The organism is Streptomyces sp. NPDC048671 (assembly GCF_055587045.1).
The window spans coordinates 36,597-63,075 of record NZ_JBVJHB010000006.1 but is presented as its reverse complement, the minus strand read 5'-3'; the positions used below and the strand labels follow the sequence as shown (position 1 = coordinate 63,075).

At 69.4% G+C, this 26,479-nt stretch carries 28 protein-coding genes; 15 read left to right on the top strand and 13 right to left on the bottom strand.

Going from position 1 to position 26,479, the window contains the following annotated elements; genetic code table 11:
• Positions 1–9 precede the first annotated feature (9 nt).
• Positions 10–1,275 (top strand): ATP-binding protein, encoded by a 1,266-nt coding sequence (locus ACZ6S6_RS13520; RefSeq protein WP_362954902.1) that lies wholly within the window; start codon positions 10–12, stop codon positions 1,273–1,275.
• 236 nt (positions 1,276–1,511) lie between these two features.
• Here the strand turns inward: ACZ6S6_RS13520 and ACZ6S6_RS13515 are convergent, their stop codons facing one another.
• A complete protein-coding gene (locus tag ACZ6S6_RS13515; protein ID WP_469705701.1) occupies positions 1,512–2,117 on the bottom strand; it encodes a GtrA family protein in 606 nt (201 codons plus the stop codon).
• A 245-nt stretch (positions 2,118–2,362) separates the two neighbouring features.
• Between ACZ6S6_RS13515 and ACZ6S6_RS13510 the strand changes: the two genes are divergently transcribed.
• From ACZ6S6_RS13510 to ACZ6S6_RS13500, 3 genes are read left to right on the top strand one after another with little or no spacing between them, the layout of a single operon-like run.
• Positions 2,363–3,502 carry a 5-(carboxyamino)imidazole ribonucleotide synthase gene (locus ACZ6S6_RS13510; RefSeq protein WP_469705699.1) on the top strand — a complete coding sequence of 380 codons (1,140 nt, stop codon included), beginning with the start codon at positions 2,363–2,365 and terminating at the stop codon, positions 3,500–3,502.
• Complete coding sequence (gene purE, locus ACZ6S6_RS13505; protein WP_362954897.1) at positions 3,499–4,038, top strand: 5-(carboxyamino)imidazole ribonucleotide mutase; 540 nt, start codon at positions 3,499–3,501, stop codon at positions 4,036–4,038. The genes ACZ6S6_RS13510 and purE overlap by 4 nt, the downstream gene beginning before the upstream one ends.
• 7 nt (positions 4,039–4,045) lie before the next feature.
• Positions 4,046–5,230 (top strand): dipeptidase, encoded by a 1,185-nt coding sequence (locus ACZ6S6_RS13500; RefSeq protein ID WP_362954895.1) that lies wholly within the window; start codon positions 4,046–4,048, stop codon positions 5,228–5,230.
• 40 nt (positions 5,231–5,270) lie between these two features.
• On the opposite strand, the gene ACZ6S6_RS13495 is transcribed toward ACZ6S6_RS13500, so the two are convergent.
• On the bottom strand, positions 5,271–5,630 hold the full coding sequence (locus ACZ6S6_RS13495) for a VOC family protein (RefSeq protein ID WP_362954894.1): 360 nt from the start codon (positions 5,628–5,630) through the stop codon (positions 5,271–5,273).
• 131 nt (positions 5,631–5,761) lie between these two features.
• Between ACZ6S6_RS13495 and ACZ6S6_RS13490 the strand changes: the two genes are divergently transcribed.
• Positions 5,762–6,274: a CGNR zinc finger domain-containing protein gene (locus tag ACZ6S6_RS13490; protein WP_362954892.1), complete on the top strand. Its 513-nt coding sequence runs from the start codon at positions 5,762–5,764 to the stop codon at positions 6,272–6,274.
• A 65-nt stretch (positions 6,275–6,339) separates the two neighbouring features.
• Here the strand turns inward: ACZ6S6_RS13490 and ACZ6S6_RS13485 are convergent, their stop codons facing one another.
• Entirely contained in the window at positions 6,340–7,683 is a 1,344-nt protein-coding gene (locus ACZ6S6_RS13485; RefSeq protein WP_362954890.1) for a UDP-glucose dehydrogenase family protein, read from the bottom strand.
• A 174-nt stretch (positions 7,684–7,857) separates the two neighbouring features.
• Here ACZ6S6_RS13485 and ACZ6S6_RS13480 point away from each other — a divergent pair, with 174 nt between their 5' ends.
• Positions 7,858–9,015, top strand: a complete 1,158-nt coding sequence (locus tag ACZ6S6_RS13480) for an acyl-CoA dehydrogenase (RefSeq protein ID WP_469705931.1) — start codon at positions 7,858–7,860, stop codon at positions 9,013–9,015.
• 353 nt (positions 9,016–9,368) lie between these two features.
• Here the strand turns inward: ACZ6S6_RS13480 and ACZ6S6_RS13475 are convergent, their stop codons facing one another.
• The 6 genes from ACZ6S6_RS13475 to ACZ6S6_RS13450 all read right to left on the bottom strand — a co-directional run bounded on the left by ACZ6S6_RS13475 (position 9,369) and on the right by ACZ6S6_RS13450 (position 13,307).
• Positions 9,369–10,151: a tyrosine-type recombinase/integrase gene (locus tag ACZ6S6_RS13475; protein WP_469705694.1), complete on the bottom strand. Its 783-nt coding sequence runs from the start codon at positions 10,149–10,151 to the stop codon at positions 9,369–9,371.
• Between the two features lie 10 nt (positions 10,152–10,161).
• Positions 10,162–10,824 carry a class I SAM-dependent methyltransferase gene (locus tag ACZ6S6_RS13470; protein ID WP_469705692.1) on the bottom strand — a complete coding sequence of 221 codons (663 nt, stop codon included), beginning with the start codon at positions 10,822–10,824 and terminating at the stop codon, positions 10,162–10,164.
• Between the two features lie 72 nt (positions 10,825–10,896).
• Positions 10,897–11,379 (bottom strand): hypothetical protein, encoded by a 483-nt coding sequence (locus ACZ6S6_RS13465; RefSeq protein ID WP_451311289.1) that lies wholly within the window; start codon positions 11,377–11,379, stop codon positions 10,897–10,899.
• A 331-nt stretch (positions 11,380–11,710) separates the two neighbouring features.
• Positions 11,711–12,550 carry a DUF5753 domain-containing protein gene (locus ACZ6S6_RS13460; protein WP_469705689.1) on the bottom strand — a complete coding sequence of 280 codons (840 nt, stop codon included), beginning with the start codon at positions 12,548–12,550 and terminating at the stop codon, positions 11,711–11,713.
• 18 nt (positions 12,551–12,568) lie between these two features.
• A complete protein-coding gene (locus ACZ6S6_RS13455; protein ID WP_328317809.1) occupies positions 12,569–13,096 on the bottom strand; it encodes a DUF6879 family protein in 528 nt (175 codons plus the stop codon).
• The gene (locus ACZ6S6_RS13450) at positions 13,077–13,307 is read right to left on the bottom strand and encodes a hypothetical protein (RefSeq protein ID WP_403760183.1); all 231 of its coding nucleotides are present in this window, start codon (positions 13,305–13,307) and stop codon (positions 13,077–13,079) included. The genes ACZ6S6_RS13455 and ACZ6S6_RS13450 overlap by 20 nt, the downstream gene beginning before the upstream one ends.
• Positions 13,308–13,843: 536 nt before the next feature.
• Here ACZ6S6_RS13450 and ACZ6S6_RS13445 point away from each other — a divergent pair.
• On the top strand, positions 13,844–14,626 hold the full coding sequence (locus ACZ6S6_RS13445) for an isoprenyl transferase (RefSeq protein WP_469705686.1): 783 nt from the start codon (positions 13,844–13,846) through the stop codon (positions 14,624–14,626).
• Between the two features lie 255 nt (positions 14,627–14,881).
• On the opposite strand, the gene ACZ6S6_RS13440 is transcribed toward ACZ6S6_RS13445, so the two are convergent.
• Complete coding sequence (locus ACZ6S6_RS13440) at positions 14,882–15,181, bottom strand: hypothetical protein (protein WP_362967523.1); 300 nt, start codon at positions 15,179–15,181, stop codon at positions 14,882–14,884.
• A 46-nt stretch (positions 15,182–15,227) separates the two neighbouring features.
• Positions 15,228–16,217, bottom strand: coding sequence for a helix-turn-helix domain-containing protein (locus ACZ6S6_RS13435; RefSeq protein WP_362967525.1), 990 nt, complete (start codon positions 16,215–16,217; stop codon positions 15,228–15,230).
• A gap of 518 nt (positions 16,218–16,735) precedes the next feature.
• Between ACZ6S6_RS13435 and ACZ6S6_RS13430 the strand changes: the two genes are divergently transcribed.
• The 3 genes from ACZ6S6_RS13430 to ACZ6S6_RS13420 all read left to right on the top strand — a co-directional run bounded on the left by ACZ6S6_RS13430 (position 16,736) and on the right by ACZ6S6_RS13420 (position 21,543).
• Positions 16,736–17,722, top strand: a complete 987-nt coding sequence (locus ACZ6S6_RS13430; RefSeq protein WP_362967455.1) for a hypothetical protein — start codon at positions 16,736–16,738, stop codon at positions 17,720–17,722.
• Between the two features lie 117 nt (positions 17,723–17,839).
• A complete protein-coding gene (locus ACZ6S6_RS13425) occupies positions 17,840–19,906 on the top strand; it encodes an ATP-binding protein (RefSeq protein ID WP_469705682.1) in 2,067 nt (688 codons plus the stop codon).
• A 32-nt stretch (positions 19,907–19,938) separates the two neighbouring features.
• A complete protein-coding gene (locus ACZ6S6_RS13420) occupies positions 19,939–21,543 on the top strand; it encodes an ABC transporter substrate-binding protein (protein ID WP_362967459.1) in 1,605 nt (534 codons plus the stop codon).
• Between the two features lie 38 nt (positions 21,544–21,581).
• On the opposite strand, the gene ACZ6S6_RS13415 is transcribed toward ACZ6S6_RS13420, so the two are convergent.
• On the bottom strand, positions 21,582–22,457 hold the full coding sequence (locus ACZ6S6_RS13415; RefSeq protein WP_469705679.1) for an RpnC/YadD family protein: 876 nt from the start codon (positions 22,455–22,457) through the stop codon (positions 21,582–21,584).
• Between the two features lie 237 nt (positions 22,458–22,694).
• Here ACZ6S6_RS13415 and ACZ6S6_RS13410 point away from each other — a divergent pair, with 237 nt between their 5' ends.
• From ACZ6S6_RS13410 to ACZ6S6_RS13400, 3 genes are read left to right on the top strand one after another with little or no spacing between them, the layout of a single operon-like run.
• Positions 22,695–22,904, top strand: coding sequence for a hypothetical protein (locus ACZ6S6_RS13410; RefSeq protein ID WP_362965527.1), 210 nt, complete (start codon positions 22,695–22,697; stop codon positions 22,902–22,904).
• A 60-nt stretch (positions 22,905–22,964) separates the two neighbouring features.
• Positions 22,965–23,279: a hypothetical protein gene (locus ACZ6S6_RS13405; RefSeq protein ID WP_362965471.1), complete on the top strand. Its 315-nt coding sequence runs from the start codon at positions 22,965–22,967 to the stop codon at positions 23,277–23,279.
• 32 nt (positions 23,280–23,311) lie between these two features.
• Positions 23,312–23,803 carry a tail fiber domain-containing protein gene (locus ACZ6S6_RS13400; RefSeq protein WP_469705677.1) on the top strand — a complete coding sequence of 164 codons (492 nt, stop codon included), beginning with the start codon at positions 23,312–23,314 and terminating at the stop codon, positions 23,801–23,803.
• Between the two features lie 19 nt (positions 23,804–23,822).
• Here the strand turns inward: ACZ6S6_RS13400 and ACZ6S6_RS13395 are convergent, their stop codons facing one another.
• Positions 23,823–25,013 (bottom strand): MFS transporter, encoded by a 1,191-nt coding sequence (locus ACZ6S6_RS13395; RefSeq protein ID WP_469705930.1) that lies wholly within the window; start codon positions 25,011–25,013, stop codon positions 23,823–23,825.
• Between the two features lie 159 nt (positions 25,014–25,172).
• On the opposite strand from ACZ6S6_RS13395, the gene ACZ6S6_RS13390 reads away from it, so the two are divergent.
• Positions 25,173–25,658, top strand: coding sequence for a hypothetical protein (locus ACZ6S6_RS13390; RefSeq protein WP_362965475.1), 486 nt, complete (start codon positions 25,173–25,175; stop codon positions 25,656–25,658).
• Positions 25,655–26,461 carry a class I SAM-dependent methyltransferase gene (locus ACZ6S6_RS13385; RefSeq protein ID WP_469705674.1) on the top strand — a complete coding sequence of 269 codons (807 nt, stop codon included), beginning with the start codon at positions 25,655–25,657 and terminating at the stop codon, positions 26,459–26,461. The genes ACZ6S6_RS13390 and ACZ6S6_RS13385 overlap by 4 nt, the downstream gene beginning before the upstream one ends.
• Positions 26,462–26,479 lie beyond the last annotated feature (18 nt).

Below are 26,479 nucleotides of genomic sequence, written 5' to 3'. Positions count from 1 at the left end.
GAAGCACTCATGCGCCGACGACTGATCAACTCCACCCTCGCCGTGGTGCTCGTGGTGATCGCCGTCTTCGGCGTCTCCCTCGTCATCGTCGAGGCCCGCACCATCAGCAGCAGCGCCCAGGAGAGCGTGGACTCCGAGGCGCTGCGGGTGATCAGCGTCATCGAGAGCCGGCTCCTGGGCTCCGAGCGGATCAACCCCGACGTGCTGGCCGAACAGGTCGACGACAAGCGCTACGCCCTGGTGAAGATGCCCGGCCGCGCCCCCATCGAAGTGGGCGAGCGCCCCAGCGGCAGCGTGATCAGCGCCACCCAGGTGGGCGTGCACGGCGAGACGGTCACCATCGAGGAGTCCAGCTCCGCCGTCACCCGTGAGCTCGGCCGCACCCTGATGATCATCGGCGCGGTGGCGCTGCTGGCCATCGTCTCCGCCGTACTCCTCGCCGTACGCCAGGCCAACAGGCTGGCCTCGCCGCTCACCGACCTCGCCGAGACCGCGGAACGCCTGGGCTCCGGCGACCCGCGCCCGCGCCACAAGCGGTACGGGGTGCCGGAGCTGGACCGGGTCGCCGATGTCCTGGACTCCTCCGCCGAACGGATCGCCCGGATGCTGACCGCGGAGCGCCGGCTCGCCGCCGACGCCTCCCACCAGCTCCGTACGCCGCTGACCGCGCTCTCCATGCGGATCGAGGAGATCTCCGTCACCGACGACCCGGAGACGGTGAAGGAGGAGGCGAACATCGCCCTCACCCAGGTCGAGCGGCTCACGGACGTGGTGCAGCGGCTGCTGACCAACGCCCGCGACCCGCGGACGGGCTCGGCCGTCGTCTTCGACCTCGACGAGGTCGTCAAGCAGCAGATCGAGGAGTGGCGCCCGGCCTACCGGGGCGAGGGCCGTGCGGTGGTCCGCTCCGGAAAGCAGGGGCTGCGAGCCGTCGGCACGCCGGGCGCGGTCGCTCAGGTGCTGGCCGCGCTGATCGAGAACTCGCTGATGCACGGCGGCGGCACGGTGGCCCTGCGCACCCGGGTCACCGGCAACCAGGCGGTCATCGAGGTGACGGACGAGGGCCCCGGAGTCCCCGCCGACCTGGGGGCCCGGATCTTCGAGCGGACCATCAGCGGCCGCAACTCCACGGGCATCGGCCTCGCGGTCGCCCGGGACCTGGCGGAGGCGGACGGCGGCCGTCTGGAACTGCTCCAGCAGCAGCCCCCGGTCTTCGCCCTGTTTCTCAGCCGAGTGGCCCTGAACAGAAAAGAACCGGAACGCCCGGTGAGGTGAGCCGGGCCCTGCTCAAGCCCGGCCCGTGACGATCCAGCCCGTCCGCCACGATCAAGCCGGGCCCGTCACGATCAAGCCCGGCACAATCAAGCCCGCCCGTCACAATTAGGCCTGGCCCGTCACAATCAGCGCGGCCCGTCACGATCAAGCCGGGCCCGGCACAAATCAAGCCCGTCCGGCGATTGAGGACAAAGCGTCCGCCCGGACGCCCCCGGGCCATCGATCCGATCCGCCCGCTACCCCCGCGCCGCATCCGCCTCGACCCGCGCAGCGGGCAACGGCACAGGCGCCGAACCGGAAGCAGCCGGAGCAACCGCAGCCGGAGCAACCGAGGCCGGACCCGCCGGCGCCGGCGCCGGCACGGCCCCCGCCTCCGCCCCCGCCGCCTCACTCAGCACGCCCCCTTTGTCAGGCAGCGCCTTGAACACCCAGCTCCGGTACGACCAGAAGCGGAACAACGTCGCGACACCGATCCCGACGATCTTGAAGACATTGCTCTGGACCGGGCTGTTCCAGCCGAACCCGTACGTCGCCGCGTACAGCACCCCGGTCTCGATGACCGCCCCCACCGCGCTGAACAGCAGGAACAGCGTCAGCTCCCGGGTCCGGCCGCTCTTGTCGCGGTCCCGGTACGTCCAGTAGCGGAAGCCGACGTAGTTGCAGAGGATGGCGACGAACGTGGCCATCAGGCCCGCCCGGACCGTCGGGATGTCCGTGTAGCGCCACAGCAGGTTGGATACCGCGATATTGACGACCAGACCGACCGCACCGACCACGCCGAACTTGGCGATCTCCCGGGCCAGCACATCCAGCCGGGCCCGCAGTGCGCCCCGTTCACTCATGGTGGTTGCTCAGCCCGTCTGTCGGTTCGTCCGCCGGTTCGTCCGCCGGTTCGTCTTCGGGTTCCGTCAACTCGTCTTCAGGTTCCGTCAACCCGGCCATGCTAACCAGCCCGCACGTCGGCCGCCTGTGAGTACCGGTGCAGGTGTGGCGAGCCTGTGACACCCGCGAGTCTCCCCAGTCTCCGCGCGGGCGCCCGCGCGGGCCGTCGTCGGGCGGCCCCGGGGCGTGCGGATACCCTGGAGGAGTGACGTTTCCGGTAGTCGGCATGGTCGGTGGCGGTCAGCTCGCCCGTATGACCCACGAGGCGGGCATCCCCCTCGGCATCAAGTTCAAGCTCCTCAGTGACACCGCTCAGGACTCGGCGGCCCAGGTCGTGAATGAAGTCGTCGTCGGCGACTATCGCGACCTGGACACGCTGCGTGCCTTCGCGCGCGGCTGTGACGTGATCACCTTCGATCACGAGCACGTGCCGACCGAGCACCTGCGGGCCCTGGAGGCGGACGGCATCCCCGTGCGCCCCGGCCCCGACGCGCTGGTGCACGCCCAGGACAAGGGGGTGATGCGCGCGAAGCTCACCGAGATCGGCGCGCCCTGCCCCCGCCACCGCATCGTGAAGGACCCGGCCGACGCCGCGGCCTTCGCCCACGAGGCCGGCGGCTTCCCCGTCATCCTCAAGACCGTGCGCGGCGGCTACGACGGCAAGGGCGTCTGGGTGGTCCGCTCCGAGGCGGACGCGGCCGACCCCTTCCGGGCCGGTGTCCCGGTCCTCGCGGAGGAGAAGGTCGACTTCGTACGGGAGCTGGCGGCCAACATCGTCCGCTCGCCGCACGGCCAGGCCGTCGCCTACCCGGTCGTCGAGTCGATCCAGGTCGACGGCGTCTGCGACACGGTCATCGCCCCCGCCCCCGAGCTGGACGAGCGCCTCGCGGGCGAGGCCCAGCAGCTCGCGCTGCGGATCGCGGCCGAGCTGGGCGTGGTCGGCCACCTCGCGGTGGAGCTGTTCGAGACCCGCGACGGGCACATCCTCGTCAACGAGCTGGCGATGCGCCCGCACAATTCCGGGCACTGGACGCAGGACGGCGCGATCACCTCGCAGTTCGCCAACCACGTCCGGGCGGTCCTCGACCTCCCGCTCGGCGACCCGCGCCCGCGCGCCACCTGGACGGTCATGAGCAACGTCCTGGGCGGCGACTACCCGGACATGTACCAGGCGTACCTGCACTGCATGGCCCGCGACCCGCAGCTCAAGATCCACATGTACGGAAAGGACGTGAAGCCCGGCCGCAAGGTCGGCCACGTCAACACCTACGGCGACGACCTGGCGGATGTGCGCGAGCGCGCCCGGCACGCGGCCGACTACCTGCGAGGAACGATCACCGAATGACTTCCCCCTCCTCCGCCGCACCGGTCGTCGGCATCGTCATGGGCTCCGACTCCGACTGGCCCGTCATGGAAGCGGCGGCCAAGGCACTCGACGAGTTCGAGATCCCCTTCGAGGTCGACGTCGTCTCCGCCCACCGCATGCCGCACGAGATGATCGCGTACGGCGAGAACGCCGCGGGCCGCGGCCTCAAGACGATCATCGCGGGCGCGGGCGGCGCCGCCCACCTGCCCGGCATGCTCGCCTCGGTCACCCCGCTGCCGGTCATCGGCGTGCCGGTCCCGCTGAAGTACCTGGACGGCATGGACAGCCTGCTCTCCATCGTGCAGATGCCCGCCGGTGTCCCCGTCGCCACCGTCTCGGTCGCCGGCGCCCGCAACGCGGGCCTGCTGGCGGCCCGTATCCTCGCCGCCCACGACAGCGAGCTGCAGGCCCGCATGGCCGAGTTCCAGAAGGAGCTGAACGACCAGGCCACGGAGAAGGGCAAGCGGCTGCGCGCCAAGGTCCAGAGCGGCGACTCCTTCGGCTTCGGAAAGTAGGGCAGTGATGGACCAGCTGGAGCGGGCCCGGGAACTCCTCGCGGAGCACCCCGTCGTCGACGGCCACAACGACCTCCCGTGGGCGCTGCGCGAACAGGTCAACTACGACCTGGACGCCCGCGACATCGCCACCGACCAGTCGGCCCATCTGCACACCGACATCCCGCGGCTGCGCGCCGGCGGCGTCGGCGCCCAGTTCTGGTCCGTCTACGTACGGTCCGACATGGCGGGCGAGGACGCCGTCAGCGCCACCCTGGAGCAGATCGACGCGGTCGCCGAACTGCTGGCCCGCCACCCCGCCGACCTGCGCCGCGCGCTGACGGCCGACGACATGGAGGCGGCTCGGGCCGAGGGCCGTATCGCCTCCCTGATGGGCGCCGAGGGCGGCCACTCCATCAACAACTCGCTGGGCACCCTGCGCGCCCTGCACACCCTCGGCGTCCGCTACATGACGCTGACCCACAACGACAACATCGCCTGGGCGGACTCGGCGACCGACGAACCGGGCGTCGGCGGGCTCTCGCCGTTCGGCCACGAGGTCGTACGGGAGATGAACCGCACCGGGATGCTGGTCGACCTCTCGCACGTCGCGGCCACGACGATGCGCGACGCCCTGCGCACGTCCACCGCGCCGGTGATGTTCTCGCACTCCTCGGCGCGGGCGATCTGCGACCACCCGCGCAACATCCCCGACGACGTCCTGGCGCAGCTCCCGGCCAACGGCGGCATCGCCATGGCGACCTTCGTACCGAAGTTCGTCCTGCCGGAGGCCGTCGACTGGACCCGGTCCGCGGACGAGAACATGCGCGCACAGGGCCTGCACCACCTGGACACCACCGAGCGGGGCATGAAGGTCCACGCCGCGTTCGAGGCGGCGAACCCCCGCCCGATGGCGACCGTGGCGACGATCGCGGACCACCTCGACCACATGCGCGAGGTCGCCGGGATCGACCACATCGGCATCGGCGGCGACTACGACGGCACCGCGTTCCTCCCGCAGGGCCTGGAAGACGTCGCGGGCTACCCGAACCTGATCGCGGAACTGCTCGGCCGCGGCTGGTCCGCCGCCGACCTGGCCAGGCTCACCTGGCAGAACGCGGTACGGGTGCTGCGCGCCGCGCAGGACGTGTCCCGCGACCTGTCCGCCCGCCGCGGCCCGTCGCACGCCACGATCGAACAGCTGGACGGCTGAGCGCCGGGCCGGGCCCTGCGGACCCCTCTGGTGGCCCCTCCTAGCAGGCGCAGAGACAGAACGGGTGCCCCGCCGGATCGGCGTACACCCGGAAGGTCCGCTCCCGGTCCTCCGCTTCGAGCACCGTCGCACCCAGCGCCAGCACCTCCCGCTCCGCCGCGTCCAGATCCTGCACGGTCAGATCCAGATGGAACTGCTGCGAGCCGTCCGGACGCGGCCACCGCGGCGGTACGAAGCCGGGCGCGGCCTGGAAGGCGAGCGGCGTGCCGGCGCCTCCCGTGAGATCCACCCAGTCCTCCTGCTGCTCGACCTTCCCGCCGAGCACCTGGGCGTAGAAACCGGCCAGAGCGACGGGATCGGGGCAGTCCAGGACGACGGCACCCAGTACGGCAATAGCCATGACGTTTCCTCCTCGGGCAGACACGGTCAGTCGGTTACCGGTAGAGCAGCTCAACCAGTAACCGTTACTGCATGCTCCCGTAATGGGGGTAACGTCGCAACCGAGAATCGAGAACCGATGGATGAGAACCGATGGATGAGAGGTACTCCGCCCCCGGCGGACTCGCGCTGATCGAGGCCCTGGTCAACACCCTGGACGTCGAGACGGGCGCGGACACCCTCGACACGGCCGACGGGCGCGCCGAATTCGCCCTCGCCGAGCGGGACGCCCCGGCGGCCCGCGCCCTGCGCGAGGCCCTGCGCACCGTCTGCCTGGTCCACGCAGGCCACCGCCCGCCCGAGGACGACTCGGTGCCCCTGCTCGACCGGCTGCTCGCCGACGCGCCCCTGCGCGTCACCGTGGACGCGACGGGCGACGCGGCGCTGCGCCCCGTCGAGGAGCCGCCCGGACTGACGGCCCGGGTCGCGGCGGCCATCGCCACCGCGTCGGCGGACGGGACCTGGGACCGGCTCAAGGCGTGCGAGGCGGCGGACTGCCGCTGCGTGTACTACGACCGCAGCCCGGCGGGACGCCGTCGCTGGTGCTCGATGTCGGTGTGCGGTGCCCGCGCGAAGATGCGCACGTACCGCGCGAAGCGCGGCTGAGGGCGGCTGGGCGCGGCTGAGGGCGGCCGAGGAAGGGCCCGGACGTCTCCGGGCCCCGGCGGGGGTCAGGCCTTCGGCCGTCCCATCGCCCGGAACGTCCACCCGGCCTCGCGCCACACCGCGGGGTCCAGTGCGTTGCGCCCGTCCAGGATGATCCGGCGGCCGGCGGCCTCGCCCAGCACCGCCGGGTCCAGCTCACGGAACTCGCTCCACTCGGTCAGGTGCAGCACCACATCGGCGCCGCGCACCGCGTCCAGGGCCGTGTCCGCGTAACCGAGCGTGGGGAAGAGGCGGCGGGCGTTGTCCATGCCCTTCGGGTCGAAGACCGTTACCTGGCCGCCCTGGAGATGGATCTGACCGGCGACGTTCAGGGCCGGTGAGTCGCGTACGTCGTCCGAGTCCGGCTTGAAGGTGGCGCCCAGGACGCCCACCCGCTTGCCGAGGAAGGAGTCGCCGCCGACGGCCTCCCTGGCGAGCTCAACCATGTGGCCGCGGCGCCGCATGTTGATGGAGTCGACCTCGCGGAGGAAGGTCAGCGCCTGGTCGGCGCCCAGCTCACCGGCGCGCGCCATGAAGGCGCGGATGTCCTTGGGCAGGCAGCCGCCGCCGAACCCGATCCCGGCCCGCAGGAACTTCTTCCCGATCCGCTCGTCGTGGCCGATCGCCTCGGCCAGCTTCACGACGTCGCCGTCGGCGGCCTCGCAGACCTCCGCCATGGCGTTGATGAAGGAGATCTTGGTGGCCAGGAAGGAGTTGGCCGAGGTCTTCACCAGCTCGGCGGTCGGGAAGTCCGTCACGACGAACGGGGACCCCTCCGCGACCGGTGTGGCGTACACCTCGCGCAGCACCTTCTCGGCCCGCTCGCTCTCCACCCCGACGACGATCCGGTCCGGGTGCAGCGTGTCGTTGACGGCGAAGCCCTCGCGGAGGAACTCCGGGTTCCACGCCAGCTCGGCCGCGTCGCCCGCGGGTGCGAGCTCGACGAGCCGCGCCGCGAGCCGGGCCGCGGAGCCGACGGGCACGGTGGACTTGCCGACCACCAGGGCGGGCCTGGTCAGAAGGGGTGCGAGCGAATCGAAGGCGCTGTCCACGTAGCTCATGTCGCAGGCGTACTCACCGTGCTTCTGCGGGGTGTTCACGCAGACGAAGTGCACATCACCGAATTCGGCCACCTCCTCCCACGAGGTGGTGAAGCGCAGCCGCCCGCTGGCGCCCTCGATGCCCGCGACATGCTTCTTCAGGATCTCTTCGAGCCCCGGCTCGTACATCGGGACCCGGCCGGCCGACAGCAGCTCGACCTTCTCGGGCACGACATCGAGCCCCAGCACCTCGAAGCCCAGCTCCGCCATGGCCGCGGCATGGGTGGCGCCGAGGTAGCCGGTGCCGATCACAGTGATCCTGAGGGCCATGTAGTGCTCCTGTGAGATGCGGACAGACGTGCGGTCAACGAGCATAGTCCTGCCTCTGAAACGCTCCATTCCGGCTGTCGCGAAGCTCACGGCTCCAGCTCGTATGCCTTTCCCGGGGCGGGCGCCTAAAATTGTGTTACTTAACGGTAGTTAGCATCCTGGGGAGTGAGAGTCTTGGCGGGTTCGACCGATTTCGACCTGTACCGTCCGGCCGAGGAGCACGACATGCTCCGTGAGACGGTGCGTGCGCTCGCCGAGGCGAAGATCGCCCCGTACGCGGCCGCGGTCGACGAGGAGGCCCGCTTCCCGCAGGAGGCGCTGGACGCCCTGACCGCCGCGGACCTGCACGCCGTCCACGTACCGGAGGAGTACGGCGGCTCCGGCGCCGACGCGCTCGCCACGGTCATCGTGATCGAGGAGGTGGCCCGTGCCTGCGTCTCCTCCTCCCTCATCCCGGCCGTGAACAAGCTCGGCTCGCTCCCGGTGATCATGTCCGGCTCCGAGGACCTGAAGAAGAAGTACCTGGGCCCGCTCGCCAAGGGCGACGCGATGTTCTCCTACGCACTCTCGGAGCCCGACGCGGGCTCCGACGCCGCCGGCATGAAGACCAAGGCCGTCCGCGACGGCGACTTCTGGGTCCTCAACGGCGTGAAGCGCTGGATCACCAACGCGGGCGTCTCCGAGTACTACACGGTCATGGCGGTCACCGACCCGACGAAGCGCTCCAAGGGTATCTCGGCGTTCGTCGTCGAGAAGTCGGACGAGGGCGTCTCCTTCGGCGCCCCGGAGAAGAAGCTCGGCATCAAGGGCTCCCCGACCCGCGAGGTCTACTTCGACAACGTCCGCATCCCCGCCGACCGCATGATCGGCGAGGAGGGCACCGGCTTCGCCACCGCGATGAAGACCCTGGACCACACCCGCATCACGATCGCCGCCCAGGCCCTCGGCGTCGCGCAGGGCGCGCTGGACTACGCCAAGGGCTACGTCCAGGAGCGCAAGCAGTTCGGCAAGCCGATCGGCGACTTCCAGGGCATCCAGTTCATGCTCGCCGACATGGCCATGAAGCTGGAGGCGGCCCGCCAGCTCACCTACTCGGCCGCCGCCAAGTCCGAGCGCCTCGACAGCGACCTCACCTTCTTCGGCGCCGCGGCCAAGTGCTTCGCCTCCGACGTCGCGATGGAGGTCACCACGGACGCGGTCCAGCTGCTGGGCGGCTACGGCTACACGCGGGACTACCCGGTGGAGCGGATGATGCGGGACGCGAAGATCACCCAGATCTACGAGGGCACGAACCAGGTCCAGCGGATCGTCATGGCCCGCAACCTGCCGTAACAGGGTTTTAGCAGGTCAGCGGCTATTTTCGATGGCTCCCGGACTGTGATCGGCTTTCGGGTCCGGCTCGGGTCCGGTTCGGGCTGATCATGGGCGTCATGCTGGGGGGAACCCTGGGCTGACGCTGGGCTCTGGATCGCTTCTGGCCTGTACAAACACGACGGCCCCCGGCGTGAGGCGAATTCGAGGGGCCGTTCGCATGGTCTCTGCCAGGCGGCTTGCGCCTGTCCTTCTGCGGGGTCGTCCGCGCCGGGCGTCAGCATGCTTGCGATGGCCGCCCGACCGCGCTGCTCGGCTCCTTCGAAGATGTAGTGGTAGTGCTCCCTGAGCACGTCCGTGGAGCTGTGACCCATTCAGTCGGCCACATCGTTCTCCGGGACGCCCGCGTACAGCAGGCGCGATCCGTAGTAGTGCCGCATGGAATGCGGCTTGCAGTACGGAACCCCTCCCTTACTCAAAGCCACCATCCAGATCTGCTGGTAGAAGTACGAGGTGTACACGTACCCGGTCCGCGTCACGTTGGGGAACAGCAAGCGCTCCGGCCCCCGCACGCCGTGGTTCTTGATGTGCCGCCGAAGCTCGAACGCGACGTTGGGCGGCAGGGGCACGGTGCGCCCCGGCTCCTCCTCATCACGCGCCTTGATGTGCCGACGTTGCAGGGCGCTGTTCTTGCCGGACTCTGACTCGCCGTCCTCAGCGATCTGGAAATCCACTCGCAAGACCTCGGCCTTGAAGTCGATCTGATCCCGAGAGACGGCCACGGCTTCACCGATACGGAGTCCGCATCCGGCCATCAGCCAGAGCATCGCCCGGTAGCGGGTAGGAGCCCCGTCGAGCATCGCCAAGACTTCCCGCGTCGTCAGCCGTCGAGCCTTGCTCTTGTGCTCGCGTATCTCCTTGGCGCGACTGCCCGCGTGCTTGATCTTCTTGCACGGGTTGCGGCCGATGATCTCGTTGACGACGGCCCAGTCCATCATCCCGGAGAAGAACGAGAACCGCTGACGGCGAGTGCGCGCGGACAGCTTGCGGTCCGTCTCCATCCACAAGAGCCACTGCTCAATGTCTGCCACCTTCAGGGACACGATGGACCGGGCCTTAAGGAACACCCCCGCCAGTTCCAGCTGGGGTGTTCGCATGTCCAGGAGATCAGCGTTTTACGCTGCGTACGATCAGGGTTCCGATGTGTCCCCCGGTGGGAGCGTCCAGGACGGTTGCGTCGATGTCCTGGAAGCCACTCTTGGCGAGAAGCGCGGACCACTTGCGGGGTGTGAAGCTGTACCGGTAGGTGAACATGGCCTTGCCCGCGAAGCCGCCTTTGTACATGCCCTGGGGGCCGTAGGCCCCTGGGATGGCCGGAGGTTGGGAGAAGACCAACGTGCCACCAGGGTTGAGCCGCTTGGCGATCAGCGGGAAGAGCTTCACCGGGTCGGTGAACCAAACCGCGCCGAAGATTGAGTAGATGGCGTCGTACGTCTCCGTGCTCGCCGCGAGGTGCTCAAGCACTTCCGCACAAATGAACTCCGCCCCCGTAGGCCCCCAGCGTTCGGTCAGGTGCTTGACGGCGACCGGAGACAGGTCCAAGCCCGTGACCTCGACTCCCTGGTTCAGGAGGAACGCCAATGCTCGCCCGGTACCGCAGCCGATTTCCAGTGCCGTTCTTGGTGAACCCAGGAGTTCAGGCCCTGGGCCGTGTCCGGCGTACTGCGTCCAGCAGAGCACCGGTTCAGCCTCCAGGGCCTTGTCCTTCGTGTTCTCGGCGAAGGTGTCCCAGAGTTCGCGTTCAGAGTCGATGTTGTGCTGAGCGGGCAACTGTCGTCCTCAGTTCCACGTTGGTTCGGTGCCCCGCCCTGGGGAGGGCGGGGCACCCCGTACAGGGCGCGGCTAGTGGCTGTCGGGCACCTTGTTGTCGCACGGCGAGCACTCCGCCGCGTCCATGTCCCACAGCTCATCGTCTACGGCGAATCCGTTGTCCCGCAGGATGTCGGCCGTCCGCGTCACGGTGCCGTCGCAGCGCCGCTGGATCAGGGGAGCGTGGTGCTTGTACTGGCCGCTGTTGTATTCGTCGCACAGGGCGAAGTACAGCGGAGTGTCCAGGATCAGGGCGTGAACGGCCACGTCCACCGTGTAGCCGACGCCCATGTCCACGCCCTTCCGCTCCATGGCGGTGATCGTGTAGGCGATGGCCTGGCCCAGCAGCCGTTCGGCGGTGTTACGGGTCATGACGCTGTTGTCGCGAAGCAGGAGAGCGATTTCTCGATCCCACAGCGTCGGTTCGGTGTCGGTGATCAGGTGGGGCACTCGATGGGCCAGTGCGTTGAGGATGATCTGCGGCTCACGGGTGCGGGTCTGAACGGCTGTGCTCATTGTGCGTGCCTCCAGGGAGAAGGGTTGCGTGGAGCGTGCGGGCCGGCCAGTTGTGTTCAGACGCTGTCCCGGATGCGGCGCTCGCTCTCGGGAGCGCATCTGTTGTCCGCGTGAACGGGGCAGCGACACAGCGGGAAGCGGTTCGACGCGGAAGGCTCTGAAGCGGGTGCCACCTCATGTTTTGGAACCCGCTCTGTGATGCCGTCCCTCGTCACTCGATAGACCGCGATGGTCATCGCCATGCTTGCCTCCGGCTGTCAACTGGCTGTGCCAAGAACGGTAGGAAGAGGGGCAGCCAGGCAGGGCGGATGTTGCATGGTGTTGTAAGTCTTCATTCCTCGGTAGCGTCGAGGGCCTTCCTGATCAAGGCTTTGGCATTCGAGCCGTACACAGCGGCTCGTGCCATCTGAGCGAACGCGCTCAGGTACACGTCGATCTCGGCTCGATTCGTCACCCGGACCATGGCGGTCAGGGTTTCCACCTGAACTTCGCGATCATCGAATGCGTAGAAGGATTCGATGGGCCATACCGGGCGGCGTGACATGTGGGGGATGATTCCGAAAGCCAAGTTGGGGTGCCCGATGACGGACATGAAGTGTTCCAGTTGTTGCGCATGCTGCGGAGGGTCGGTCATCGGCATGTACAGGGCCGATTCTTCGATGAGGACGGACACTTGATTGCCTCGCAGAGTGGCGGCCGAGCGCTCCAGACGCGCCTGTACGGCGTCCTCAACGTCGTCGGGAAGACTCCTGAAGCGACGGATCTTACGGAGAATGCCCCGCGCGTACGCCTCCGTCTGGAGCATCCCGGGGAGGACCCCGCAGCTATATACCCGGAAGGAACGTGTCTCCTGGTAGATGCCGCTGCGTTGGGCCTTGCTGAGGCCGCCCTTCAGGTACTGGGTCCACTGGACGTACAGGGTCTTGGCCGTGCGCGTGGTCTCTATCAGTGCTTCAGCTTCTTCGGGCCTTCCGCATGCCGTGCACCATGCGCGGATGTCGGCGGGCTTGGGGATCGTCTTCCGGTGCGTGATCCGGTGAGTCTTGGAACGGTCCCAGCCGCACAGAGCGGCCAGCCGGGCCCCCGATAGATCGGCGTCTTCCATCATGCGAGTAAGCCGGTCGGCAACTGCCTTATGGGCCTCTTCAGCCGTCGACAGAGGTGAGGTCATGGACTGGCCGCTGTTCTGTTAGACGTTGTACTTGTTGTGCGGGACAGCTCGCTCCCAAACCGCCTCGAACATGTCAGCACACCGTGCCGCTACGCCCGCGTCTTCTGTGAAGTCCGTGTGCATCCAACGGCCGTCACCGTCAAAGACGTTGAACTGGACTAGCTTGCCGTCGAAGAGCCAGAAGTCGTTCCCGGGCAACAGCAGGTCGGATGCCTGCCGACGCGGCAGCCACCGGACGTCCTCCCCGCAAGCGACGTTGCCATACGTGACGTTGTGCTCCCACTTGATGTAATCCGAGGCCGGCTCACCCACCACCCTCGCGCGGCGCACCGTCACACCTCGGGCGGTGATGTTCTGGATGAGGCCGTGCCAGTCATCGCGCCACCACGACGAACGGTCGTCCCAGTCCTTGCGCTCCCCTGCTAGCCAGGCGTCGAAGGCAGGGTGTTCCCCGGGGACGGCATACGCGTCGCGGGTCTCAAGGTGGACTGCTGAGTGCTCACACTGCCTGAGCAGCTTGGCGAACTCAGCCAGACTCTGCGACACGGATAGCCTCCTTGAGAAGCGGGATCATCCTCGGTTCCAGAACGATCAGCGTCTCATCCTCGGCTCGCGGCGAGTCGGCCACCGTCCGAGCCTTAACGTCTTCCCCGGCGCGCCGCCCCTGTACGAGTAGCCGTCGGTCGTCATCCACCCAAACCGCCGGGCACCCGTTCACGTCGGACTCGGGATCTTTGCCGATGAAGGTGTAACCCATGGTGCGCCCTCCTGCTGCGTGCGTTGCACTGCGTTGCAGTCTGTTACATGACCCTCACCCTTTGGGTTGATGAGGTCAAGAGGGCGGTTGTCGGGTCCGCGAGCACGACGAGGCGCGCGCCCGTCATCGCAGCATCCTGACCAGCGGTTGGTCCCGCGTGATCATGGGGAAATGCTGGGGGAGACCCCCTGGAAGGAGGTGTTCGTGCAGGTCAGAGCGATAGAGGCTGTAAAGCACCCAGATCTACGAGGGCACGAACCAGGTCCAGCGGATCGTCATGGCCCGCAACCCGCCGTAGCGGCGGACACACGGATCAGCGATCACGGCCCCCGGCACGCTTGCCGGGGGCCGTGGTGTGGCTCCGGCGGCGGTCCGGCGCGGTGTGTGATCGGCGCACGGCTGCGAAATGCCCGGTCAAAGCCCCTCCTGGCCGAGTGGCTTGTGCGACAACGCAGCCAGGGACGCGCTCGCGGAGCGCGCGAGACGCCGCTGGTATGGTCCGCAAAGGTTTTGTGCGACGTGATGGAGTTGGTTCGGTGAAGCTGCTCCCGCTGTTCCTCCGGCGGCCGATAGAAGCGGTGTACGAGCGGCGACTGGCCGCCACCCTCGTGGGGTTGCCGCGCCCGCAGCACGTCGGGATCATGCTCGACGGCAACCGGCGCTGGGCCCGGCAGGCGGGCCACACGGATCTCCGGGAGGGGTACCGGGCGGGCGGCGCGAAGGCGACCGAGTTCCTGGACTGGTGCGCGGCCGCCGGAATCGAGCGTGTGACCCTCTTCATGCTCTCCGACGACAACCTCGGGCGCCCCGCCGAACAGCTCGGCCCGCTGATCGAGATCATCAAAGAGACCATCCAGGACATCACGGCCGTCGGCCGCCCCTGGGAGGTCCAGGTGATCGGCTCGCTCGATCTGCTGCCCGGCACCACTGCCCAGGCGCTCAAGGAGGCCACCGCCGCGACGGCCGGGCGCAGCGGGCTCAAGGTGGATATCGCGGTCGGCTACGGCGGCCGACGAGAGATCGTCGATGCGGTGAAGAGCGCCTTCGAGGAACACAGAGCGGCCGGTGGCGACCTGGCCGAACTGGTCGAGCGGTTCGATGTCGAGGACATCTCCCGGCATCTGTACTCGCCGACCGCTGACCACACCGACTTCATCATCCGGACCTCCGGCGAGCAGCGTCTGTCGGGTTTCCTGCTCTGGCAGTCCGCGTACGCCGAGATGCACTGGGTGGACTGCTACTGGCCGGCGTTCCGCCGCGTGGACTTCCTGCGCGCCATTCGCTCCTACGCACATCGGCAACGACGATTCGGTAAATGACTGCCGTCGGGCGCACGGGCCCGCGCCCGACGGTCGATCAGTCGACGTTCGACGTTCGAAGGCAATCGCCAACGGGGCACGATCAGCTCCCGAGCCGGCCATTCCGCCTGACGATTCAGCCGCCGCGTCCCCCGTGCCGCGAGACATGTCCGGGGCCGTCCGCGTGCACCGTGCTCCCAGCCGTGTCCGGGACGACCGGGAACGGCTGGGACAGCGGCGATAACCGTCCGGGCGGGCGTAGTTACCCAGCCAGGGCTACTTACTTGCGAAGACTTCCTCCGCAGTGGTGGCCGTGGCGGCACGTTGGATCCACTGGTGCAGGAGCTGGGGGTCGGTGCAGGTGGTGATCTTTTCGCGGGTCTCGTCGGTGAGGGCGATGCCGCGTGCTTCGAGGACGAGCCGGATGCCTTCGGCCTGGCCCGTTGCCTGGCCTTCTGCTCGGCCTTCTGCTCGGCCTTGGGCTCGGCCTTGGGCTCGGCCTTCTGCTCGGCCTTGGGCTCGTCCTTCGTCGCGGATTTCTTCTGACATGAAGGATTTGTAGAAAGAGGTATCCACGGCTACCAGGTTCCTCGATTGTTGTGCGGCTGGGTGAGGGTGGCGGTCAGACGGCGGCTGCGTGCAGGTCTTGGTGTGTGTCGGTGCGGCAGTCGCGGCAGTGGCCGGGGGTGGTGGAGCGGAAGGCGCGTTCGCAGGTGTCGCAGTTCTGGAGCGGGATGACGGTGGTCTTGCGGTGGGGTGGGGTGAGGGCTGTGGTGTCGGGGAGTGGGGGTGGCAGGAGGGTGGTGATGCGGTGGCGGAGGAGCTTGGCCGGGTGTTTGACGGGGTTGGGGAGGTCGCTGGTGAGGGTGTGGCGGATGGTGTCGGGGTGGGTGTCGCGTTCGAGCCAGGTGGCGATGCCGGGGGTGAGGGTGGTGATGTCGCTCTCGGTGAGGGTGAGTTGGGGTGCGTGACGGCGTAGGTCGGCCAGGAGCGCGGAGGCGGCCCGGTGCAGTTCCTCGGTGGGTGCGTGCGGCTGGGGGAGCGGCTGGGGAGGTGTCCGGGCGGCCGTTGGCGCCGGTACGAAGACCGGGGAGGGCAGCGGTGCGGGCTGTGGCTCGGGTGCCGGGGCGGGCGGGGGCGGAACCGGGGCGGGCTGCGGTTCAGGGGGTGTCGCTCGCGGCGGGGCGGTCGGCCGGGGCTGTGGCGCGGGGACCGTCGAGGCGTCGGTGCGCGGCTGGTTGTACGACACCGTACGGGTCACCACCCGGCCCTCCGGGAGGCGTACGCGGCTCCGGTGCAGGTAGCCCTTCTCCTCCAACTCCCGTAAAGCGGCGGCGATACGCGCTTCGCTCTCCGGGAAGCGGTCGGTGAGGATCTTGATGCCGACCTTCGCCCCGGCGGGCAGCGACTGGATGTACACGGCGAGCCCGATCGCGACGAGGGTGAGTTCGTGGTGCTGGGCGAGGTGGTTGCCGATGACCACGAAGCCGGAGACGTGGCGGGTGGTGACGTGAATGACACCGGATGTCGGTGTGACGTCGCGCGGGGAGCCGGAGAGGCTGGGGGAGCCGGGCGGGGCGCACGGGGGCGCGGTAATCTGCGGGGTATCCATCAGGAAGCTCTTCTTCCTCGTGGTCAGGCCCCGCTCGGGATTCTCAGTCCCGGCCGGGGCCGTCTCGTGTCTGTGGTTGTCGCGGCGAGCATATGCCAGCCAACCCGTGCCAAATCCAGCTGAGTTGCCATTTGTCACCCGCGCGAGTGATGGGCGTTCGGACGGGGGCGGGGTTGGGTTTGGTTCGGTTATTTCCCTTGGTTCTTTAAAAGCCTTTAGACGTCGTGGGCAGCCGCGTCGCGGCTCACCGGGTCGTGGCCGCGTAGGTCGTGGGCGTCCACGACCCGGTGAGCCGCGACGCGGTACGAGGCCGAGTTCCGCCGGGAGGCCGGCGTTCCACCCGGCACACCGGGCGTCTACGGACATTCCCGCGGGGCGACGACGGCTGAATCACCAAATCCGTTTCTTCGTAACGAAGTTGACGCACATTCTCGTGGGCGGAAGCTGATTACGGGAACAAAGCTGGGGTAGGTGCGGCAGCTGAGCCGTTGGAGACAAGCATGAACAGGACCCCGTCTGTGTCTGATCCCATACCGGCGTTACCCGGCCACGACGTCCTCGACGCGTACGTCGACCGGTACGGCCCCCGCCTTCTGCTGTGGGTCTGGGACAGGGCGGAGGGCGGGCTGTACCGGCACGTTTCCTGCGCCGGGTTCGGCTCTCTCCAGAGCATCCCCATGAGCGCGGTCAGGCTCATCGTCGACCACCTGTGCGCCGAGGAGCTGATCGACGCCGTCAGCGGGCCGGGGCCCGAGACCGGGGCTCCCGTGGTCACCCTGCGGGCCGCCGGGGCGGCCCGCGCCCGCCGGCTCCAGGCCCTGCGCGCGAATGCCGCCGAGCGGACCCGCCACGCGGCACGGGCCGTACTGCACTGGATCCACGCCAATACGCACCGGCAGCCGTTGCGGATCAGCGGTTTCCTCGACTCGCCGGACGTCTTCTTCCTCGGCGACGCCCTCTCCCGGAGTGAGGTCGCCCGAGCCCTCACCTATCTGGCCGCCGAGGAACTGATCACCTGTGAGGGACCGCCGTTCCACCATGACGTCGGCTCACACGTGGCGCTCACCTCGCAGGGCGTGTCGGTCGTGCTCGCCGGCGCGACGGACATCGGCGCGTATGTGGCACGGCAGCGTGAGTACCGTCGGCCCACCCAGCACACTCACATAGAGGCCGGGACGATCGAGCACCTCACGCAGGGCGACTCCGACCACAGCGTGCACACCTCGATCGAGATGCACACCGCGCTCCCGCCCGCCGGTCTCGCCAGGCTCATCGCGGAGCTGGCACCGGCCCTCGACCTCGATCCGGAGTCGCTCGCGGCCCTGATGCGGAGCGCGAATTCGCTGGCGGGCGGCGGTGCCCCCGACGACGAGCCGCCCCCGGACCGGCAGCGCGGCCTGATGGAGCGGATTCGGCACAGCCTCGCCTCCGCTCCCGACACGGTCGGCCGACAGCTCCTCCTGGACGCGGTCGGCCAGGCACTGGGCAGGATGCTCGGCGGCTGACGCCTCCTCACGGGCCGGGCCCGTGGCGCGGGGGCCGCACAGGACGCAGAAGGACGGCGGAACGGCTGAACGGGGGGATGGGCGATGCGGACGCCTTTGTACGCACGGGATCCGATCTTGCGAGGACTGGTTCCCCGGCTGGTGGGCATGGCGCCCGACCGGCGGGAACTGGTGCCTCAGGAACACCGGGACGACCTTCCCGTGACGCTGCTCTCCGGCAGGCACGGAATGGGCAGGACCGCGGTCCTCGACGCCCTGGAGGAGTCCTACCGCGGGCGGATCCCGCTCGGCAGGGTCGATGCCGCACAGGTCGAACAGGCACACCGGTCAGGACCCGCGGCGGCCAACACGTCGGCGGTGGTCGAGATCCTGGAGCACCTGGCCTGTGGACTCGCGCCGGCCGTACCGGGAGCGGTGCGGCTCCGCTTCTCCCGCCTGCTGCCGGGGCTGTTCGCCGTGTCCAGCTGGCACCGCGGTGACGAGGAGCAGCAGGCACTGGCCCGAGACCGGATCGCGCGCCTGCTCGTCGCCTGCGGCCTGACGAAGGGCACGGGGGGAACCGAGGGGGACGGGACCGACTGGACGTACGACGTCAGCGAGCGCCTCGCGGACCCGGACCGGCGGCAGCACGATCTGGCCCCTGTCACCGAGGCGGTCGTCCAGCAGTACTTCGGGCGGCACACACGGACCCGCGCCGAGAGGTCGGTGCAGCAGTGGTACCAGAGCCGTTCCAGCGGCTCCGACGACGCGGAGGCCGCCCTGATCCGGCTGAGCCTGCGCTTCCACCAGGGCGGTGACTTCCAGGACGCCGTCGAGCGCACCCTGACCGCGGCCTTCCTCGAAGACCTCGCCGACGCCTACGGACGCTGGCAGCGCGTCAACCGGGCACCCCGGCCGCTGGTCATGCTGGACAACGCGCACACCGCGGCCGGGCGGCGTTTCCTCGGCCTGCTGCTCGACCACCGGGCCGCGCCCGGATCCGGCGTCCAGGACCCCCTGGTCGTCGTGGCGACCCGACTGGGCGGCGGCGCGGCCCTCTACCCGGACGCGACGGCCCGGGAGCTGCCCGAGCTCACCCACGAGTCCGGCTGGGAACGCACCGTCGCCTCGTCGCCGTCGGCCGGAATGCTCACGGTCGCGCTGCCCCCGCTGGGCCGCGGAGACCTGCTGCTGATGCTCGACGCGGCTCAGGGGCCGTTGCCCCGCCATCTTCCGTCCGCCCTGTACTCCCTCACCCGCGGGCATCCGGAGGGCAGCCGGGTGCTGTGCGAGGCGGTCGTCCGCGCCCAGCACGTCGTCGCCCCCGAGGCTCTGCTCGACCTGCCCGTGGGGGAGGGCCGGCCGGCCGGCGAGGTGCTGCTGGAGCGGCTCGTGCCCCAGCCCCAGCTGCGCGCCCATCTGGCACCGCTCGCCCTGGCACGTGACCGGGCCGCCGCACAGGTCCTGACCACGGCGGCCGTGCTCGCCGACGGCGGACTCCCCGGCGCCGGGCTTCCCACGGCGGCCCGGTATCTGGTGGAGGAGCACTGGACCGACGGTGCGCCGGCCGAGGCGAGCGGGGACGGGCCCGGTGCGGAAGCCGGATTCGTGGCCGACCCCTTCCTGCGGGCCCTGCTGGTCCACGAGGCGCGCAGGACCTGCGCCGCGGCCGGGCTGGGACGGCGCTGGGCGGACCTGCACGGCCTCCTGCGACAGCATCACGAGGAGCGCGGAGCCGGTCACGAGCCGGACGTCCTGCGGCACTTGCTCGCCGTCGGGGACGCGGAACCGGTGGTGAGCACGCTGACGGAGTACTTCGGGAGCTGGCCGGCCGACCGCTGGCTCACGGCCCTGCCCCATGTCGCCTCGGCCCCGCACCCACCTCGGGCGGAGTGGACCGATCACCGTGCCGAGATCGCCCGGGGCGCCCATGACCACCTGCACGAGGAGGCCGACGACATACACCGGTCCGTCAACCGGCTGCTGCACGCTCTCTGGTACCTGTCCGAGACGTACGCGGAACCGATGGACGACCTGTGCGAGGACATCGGCTCCGAGCTGGCTTTTCTGTCGATGCGTCATCCGTCGGGCCGCGTGGTGCTCAACGAGGCGGCACGCTCCTGGCCGGCCGCCGTACGCGAGCGGAGGCCCTGCCCGACGTACGGACCGGACTACGGACGCGGCCCTCTCCGCGGCGAGGAGTGAGAACTGTGCTGGACCGTTTCAGAAACCGGGCCATGGGCCCGGCAGACAAGGCCATCGCCCTGACCGTGGGCGTCCTCCTGCTCGCGGCAGCCGCCTTCGCGGTCGTACGGATGCTGCCGGAGAAATGCGGTGACGGTTTCGAGGAGGCGGCGAAGCAATGTGTCGGCGTCACCGCGGGCGTCCTGGACGGTGACCCGGAACTGGATGGCCTGATACGCGCGGTGGCGGACGAGAACGCCCGCGTCGAGAAGGGCTGGAAGGACCCGGAGAACGGCCGGGCGCGCATCCCCTACGTGCGCATCGCCCTGATGATGCCGTTCACCACGGACGCCACCAGCGCCATGAGCAAGGCGCAGATCGCCCGCGCCCTGGCGGGCGCCCATGTGGCGCAGCTCCGGGCGAACGCGCAGGCCGGACCCCGGTACGAGCTGCTTCTGGCCAACGACGGGAAGGACCTCGACCACTGGCGGCCCGTCGTCGACCGGCTTGTGCCGATGGCCGCCGACGAGGAGTCACCGCTGGTCGGCGTATTCGGCATGCCCAACAGCATTCCGGACACACTCGCAGCGGCCAAGGCCCTTTCCGAGCACCGGATTCCGACGGTGGGCCCCATTCTCACGTCGACCACGATGCAGGCCGGCTACTTCTTCAAGACCTCACCGTCCAACGACCTCCTGGTGCAGGCGCTGGGTGCGTATCTGGAGAAGCATCCGGGAGACGTGAACGGCTTCCTGGTGTCCGACCGGCGAGAGCAGGACAGCTACTCCACCGACCTGAGGGACGTCTTCCTCAAGCACTTCGGCAAGAAGTACGGACTGAAGCAGCGCCAGGCGTCCTACCTGGGACTCATCGGTGACGACAAGGGCGTCCCCCAGCGCTTCGCCGACGTGGCCAGGAGCATCTGCCAGACCAAGGCGGACACGGTCTTCTTCGCGGGCCGCGATCACGACCTGCCCCATCTGGTGAACCGGCTGGCGAGCGAGCCCCTCTGCACTCACGCCAAGCCGACACGCATCCTCAAGGTGGGGATCGGCATGGATCCGGAGTCCACTGGGTCGACGATCACCGCACACCTGCGTGAATCCCGGATCACCCTCGTCGGCGCGGCCTCGGTCGACACCCTGTCCTGGAAGAAGAACGCCGCGCAGCTCCCGGCCGGGCCCCGGGACTTCCTGGAGTACTTCGAGAAGCTTCAGAAGACCATGCCGGACAAGCCGGTATGGGGCGCGAAGCCCCTGGACGACGGCTACGCGGTCATGTACCACGACGCCTTCACCGTGCTCGCCCAGGCCACCGACCGGGCGTACGACGACATCAACGGCGAAGGGGGAGAGGAGGCGGGAGAGGACCGGCAGGTGAAGCCCGGGGCCATCGACCTGCCGAACCACGACGACGTGTACAACACCGTCGTCAACATGAACATCCTGGGCACCGACACTGGTGCGAGCTGCGTCAACTGCATGCGCGGAGCCAGCGGCACCTTCGGTTTCGACGACTCCCCGGACACCCGCAAGTGGGCCGTCTGCAAGCCCGTGCCCGTCATCGAGTACCCAGCCGCGCCCCCGGCCGGCAAGGACAAGAAGGCCGACCGGGTCTACCGCACCTACGAGGACAACTTCGACGGCTCCTGCCCCTGAGGCGCTGTCGCGTGACACCGGCTCCTGGGGCGGGAGGACTACTCCTCGGCGAAGACTTCCTCGGCCGAGGTCGCGGTGGCGGCGCGCTGGAGCCACTGCTGCAGGAGCCGGGGGTCGGTGCAGGTGGTGATCTTCTCGCGGGTCTCGTCGGTGAGGGCGATACCGCGTGCTTCGAGGACGAGCCGGAGGCCTTCGGCCTGGCCTTCTGCGCGTCCTTCGTCGCGGATTTCTTCTGACATGAAGGATTTGTAGAAAGAGGTATCCACGGCCACCAGGTTCCTCCATTGTTGTGCGGCTGGGCGGTTGCCCAGGCCTTGTGCGGTGAGTTCGACGATGGGGTCTGTGATGTTGTCGGGTGCTTCGCGTAGTGCGGCGGAGAGTGTTTTCAGTATGGCACCGACGTCCGGATTGTCGGCGTGTGTGATGGCGGCGAGGGTGGCGAGTGCGAGGTCTTTGCGGGCTTCGGCGATGTCGGTGATGACGGGCATGTTGTGGGGGCCTGCGACGAGGGGGTTGAGGGTGAGGGTGGGCCATTGGGGGAGGCCGATGGTGAGGGGGCGGGAGGCCCATTGGGCGGTGGTGTGGTCTTGGCAGACGACGAGGAGGAGGACGGGGAGGCCGTTGTATCGGTTGTGGAGGTAGCTGACGTAGTAGGGCCAGCTGGTTGTTTTGCGTGGGTCTTTTTTGCCTTGGGCTTCGATGGCGAGGAGGAAGGGTTCGTTGGTCTCTGTTTCGATGCGGAGGAGGGTGTCGACGCGGCGTTCGACGGGTTTGGCTTCGGTGAGGTCGGTGGGCAGGACGGTGGCTGAGGTGGGTTGTGGGATGTCGATGCCGAGGACTTCGGAGACGCGGGAGAAGAGGCCGGGGTACTCCTGGAAGATGCGGTGCATTGCCTCGTGCGGTGAGCTGACCATGCAGGTCCGTTCGGGGTTGAGGGTGGGTGCGGCTGCGGCCGTGGTGGTGGCGCGGCGAGTGGTGGTGCGGCCGTGCCTGGCCGGTCTTACGAGACCGTGCGGGTGATGGCCCGGCAATCCAGGAGCCGTACGCGGCTGTGCGCCGGGCGAAGTGGTTGCCGACGCCTCTGGACTTCGCCACGAGCATATGCCAGCCAACCCATCGTAAAACCAGCCCAGTTGTCATTTATCACCCGTGTGAGTGATGAGGGCCGGGGCGAGGCGGGAATGGGCCGGGTCTGTTTTGGGAAGCTCTTCCCGCCCGGCCGGTGGCTCGTCGTACCGCTGCCCGGGGACGAGACGTACAGGGAACTCGTCCCGCGCGGCACCCTCAGCCCGTGGCTCGCCCGGAACATCCGTGGCCAGGAAGTGTCCGCGAAGCCGGCGCTGCTCCGACGTGCCCTTTGAGGCAGTAGGCCGTTAGGGGTGTCGCGGACGCGCTCGGCGTCCCGTCCGGAAGGATGCTTGATGTACACGAAGCGCGTTGCCCGCCGTCTGCTGGTGCTGACAGCCACGGTGGCCACCGGTACCGGTGCGTTGAGCGTTCCGGCCGTCGCGAACACGAACATTCTGTCGGCCGGCAATGCCGCTTACGACACCACGATGATCAACAAGGAGCGTGAGATCGGGGCGGCCGGCGTGACGGCGTACGGCAGTGGAGTGGGCAGCGGTCTGTTCCAACTGCCGGTGAGCAGCCCGGAGAACCGCGGTGGTGGCGGCAGCCTGCTCTTCTCGGATCGTGGGCTGAAGACCGAGGTGACCGCGGTGGTCTGGGAGCGATGAACTACCGGCGGTTGAGAGGGGCCTTGGCCGGGGTGAGGACGTCGGTCCTGGCCAGGAGGCGCCTGCGGCGGGGTGCTTCCGCGGCCGGCCGGGCGTCCGATGCCGTGTCGGGTGCGGTGTGCGGCAGCGGTCCGGTCAACGGGTACCAGGTGCTGGAGCAGGTGGTGCGGCTGCCGGTCAGCACGTGGCGGTACCACTGGGACCCGCCACACGTACGCCACCTGGGGCCCATGGCGCAGGACTGGTGGAAAGCGTTCGGGGTCGGTGAGAACGACCGGACGATCTGCTGCACCGATGCCAACGGAGTGGCCGTCGTCGCCATCCAGGCACTGCACCGGGAACTGACCGAGCTGCGCGGCGAAGTCGCGGCCCTACGGGCCCAGAGTTCACCGGCACACCACCCCGGCGGTCCCCGAGCCGCCGACCCGGGACGAAGGGCCGTCCCGGAGCAGGCGGGGGTACGTGTCGACGGGGAGGCGGGAAGCGGCGTCGGAGAGGGCGGTGACGGGGGTGGCGACAGCTGACAGGGGGCAGGACCCCCGTTCAGGCACCGGTGCGGGATGCCCGGCCGTCACGCGCGCCGGACAGGCCCGAGTGTCCCGCCCGCCGGCCTGACCTCTCGGCACCGCCACCCGGCACCAGCCGCTCGCCCAGCAGGACCGCGCAGCCCGCGACGGTCAGCAGGCCGCCCATCAGGAACGTGCCCCGTACGTCGGACAGCGACAGGACCAGTCCGCCGAGCGCGGCGCCCGCCGCGATACCGGCGTTGTAGGCGCCGGAGTTGGCCGCGAGAGCCATGTCCGTGCGGCCGGGGGCGCAGTGCAGCATTTCGTTCTGGGTGGCCATGAACACCGGGCCGAGCGCGGCGCCGGTCAGGGCCAGGAACACCACCGCCGCGACCGGATCGCCGCCGGCCGTGTACAGGCCGAGCATGCCGACCGCCTGAGTCGCGATGGCGGTGGCCAGTACGGAGTTCGGGAAGCGGTCAAGCAGCACCCCGGTGAGGGTCACCCCGGCCAGGCACGCGACGCCGAAAGCCACCAGCAGGGCGTTGACCGCGCCCCCGGAGAACCCGCTCACGTCGCCCAGGAACTTCACGACGTACGTGTATCCCGCGAACGCGCCGGTGGCGGAGAGGACCCCGGCCGCCAGTACGGTGCCGAAGCGGCGGGCGTCGGGGCGGGTGCCGTACGCCGCGTGTCCCTCCTCCGGGCGGGAGGTCGGCAGCAGGACGGCGATCGTCACCAGGGAGACGAACCCCAGCGCCGCCACCCCCGCGACCGGCACCGGCCAGCCGCTCTGCCGGCCCAGCCAGGTCCCGACGGGCACCCCGAGCACGAGGGCGAGCGAACCGGCGACGGACAGCGCCCCGATCACCCGCCCACGGATCTCGGGCCGGAACAGCCCCACCGCGACCGGCCCCATCACCGCCCAGAACAGCGCCTGGGCGAGCGCAGTCAGCAGCCGGGCCCCGAGCAGCAGCCAGTAGGAGCCGGCCAGCGCCGCGACCAGACTGGACACGACGAGTGCGGTCAACAGGGCTGTGAGCACGTGGCGTCGGGGCATCGTCCGCGTGAAGTGGGCCAGCGGCAAGGACGCGACGGCGACCGTCACGCCGTAACCGGTGACCAGGTAGCCGACCGACGGCAGGGACACGTGCAGGCCGTCGGCGATGAGCTCCAGGAGACCGATCGGCAGGTTCTCCGCGGTGTTGAACGTGAAGGCGGCCAGCATCAGTGCGCCGAGTACCGCCGGCCCCCGTTGCCTTGCGGCGAGCTCGACGATCACTCGAACAGTATGGCAGACAGGGCGAACGCCGTCCGGTCCGAACGTAAGACCCCCGGGCGGTAGTGGTTCCGCCGTGCCGGGGCCGGTGGCGTACCTTCCCTTTCCATGACGGACATCGACGAGCTGCCCGAGCTGACCGGCCTGTTCGAAGCGCTGGGTGCCGACGACGCGGCGGGCTGGGCCGAGTCGGAGGCCGAGGAGAACATTCCTCAGCTGGCCAGGTACCGGTTCCTGCGCATGGTCTGGCAGGACATCGACGCCTGGAGCACGGCGGCGCCCGACTGGGTCGAGGCCTACCGCAAGGGCGCACTGGCGGGCGGGGCCGTCGAGCGGGCGCTGCGGCTCGGGCTGACCCCGGGTGAACTGGGCGAGATAGCCCGCGAGATCGCGAAGGAGACCGCGTTCGGCCTGCTCTACGGGCTGGCCGACCCGGCGGACGGCAGCCTCCCGCCCGAGACCGAGGCGAGGCTGCCCGGCTGGTGTCTGGCCGAACTGTCGCCGGAGGGCAGACCCACCGGGCGGATCCTGGACGCGCTCTACGAGGACTTGGACGAAGCGGAGCCGCAAGGCCCGACCGGAGGTGCCACATGACAGCGTTCGACGTGAGCGAGCGGCGGATCTGGGACGGGCGGGCCGAGAGCTACGCCCGGACCTTCGCCCGCCTCTGCGCCCGTACGGTGCCCGCCCTGCTGGACGCAGCCGCCGTGGACCGCGGGACCCGGCTGCTCGACGTGGGGTGCGGCAGCGGCAGTGTGACGGTCGCCGCCGCCGGCCGGGGCGCTGTCGTACGGGCCGTGGACGCCGAACCCGGCATGGCCGCGGCCACCCGGCGGGCGGCGCCCGGCGTCGAGGTCCGTACCGGATCGCTGCCCCAGCTGCCCTACCCCGACGGGGAGTTCGACGCGGTCGCGGCGAACTTCGTGCTCAACCACGTGGGCCGTCCGCTGGACGCGCTCGTCGAGCTGCGCCGGATCACCCGCCCCGGGGGCCGGGTCGCCGTCACCATCTGGCAGGTACCCGGCGGCGCCGGACAGGCCCTGGTCGGACGGGCGGCGGAGGCTGCCGGACTGACCCGTCCCGGATGGCTGGCCACGGTCGACGAGGAGCACAACTTCCCGCGCACCCAGGAGGGGTTGAGCGCCCTGCTGACCGGGGCCGGGCTCGGGGACGTACGGAGCGAGCCGCTGTCCTGGGACCACCACGCGGACCCGGAGGACTGGTGGGCAGGGCCTGCGGCCGGGGTCGCCGCGATCGGGCAGCTGGTCAACAGCCGGGGACCGGAGGGGGTGGCGGCGGCGAAGCGGGAGTACGACGTGCTGTGCGAGGAATTCGCCTCGGAGGACGGGGAGCTGGTGCTGCCGCACCGCGCCCTGCTGGCGCAGGGCCGGGTGTAGCGGCCGCACATGCGACAG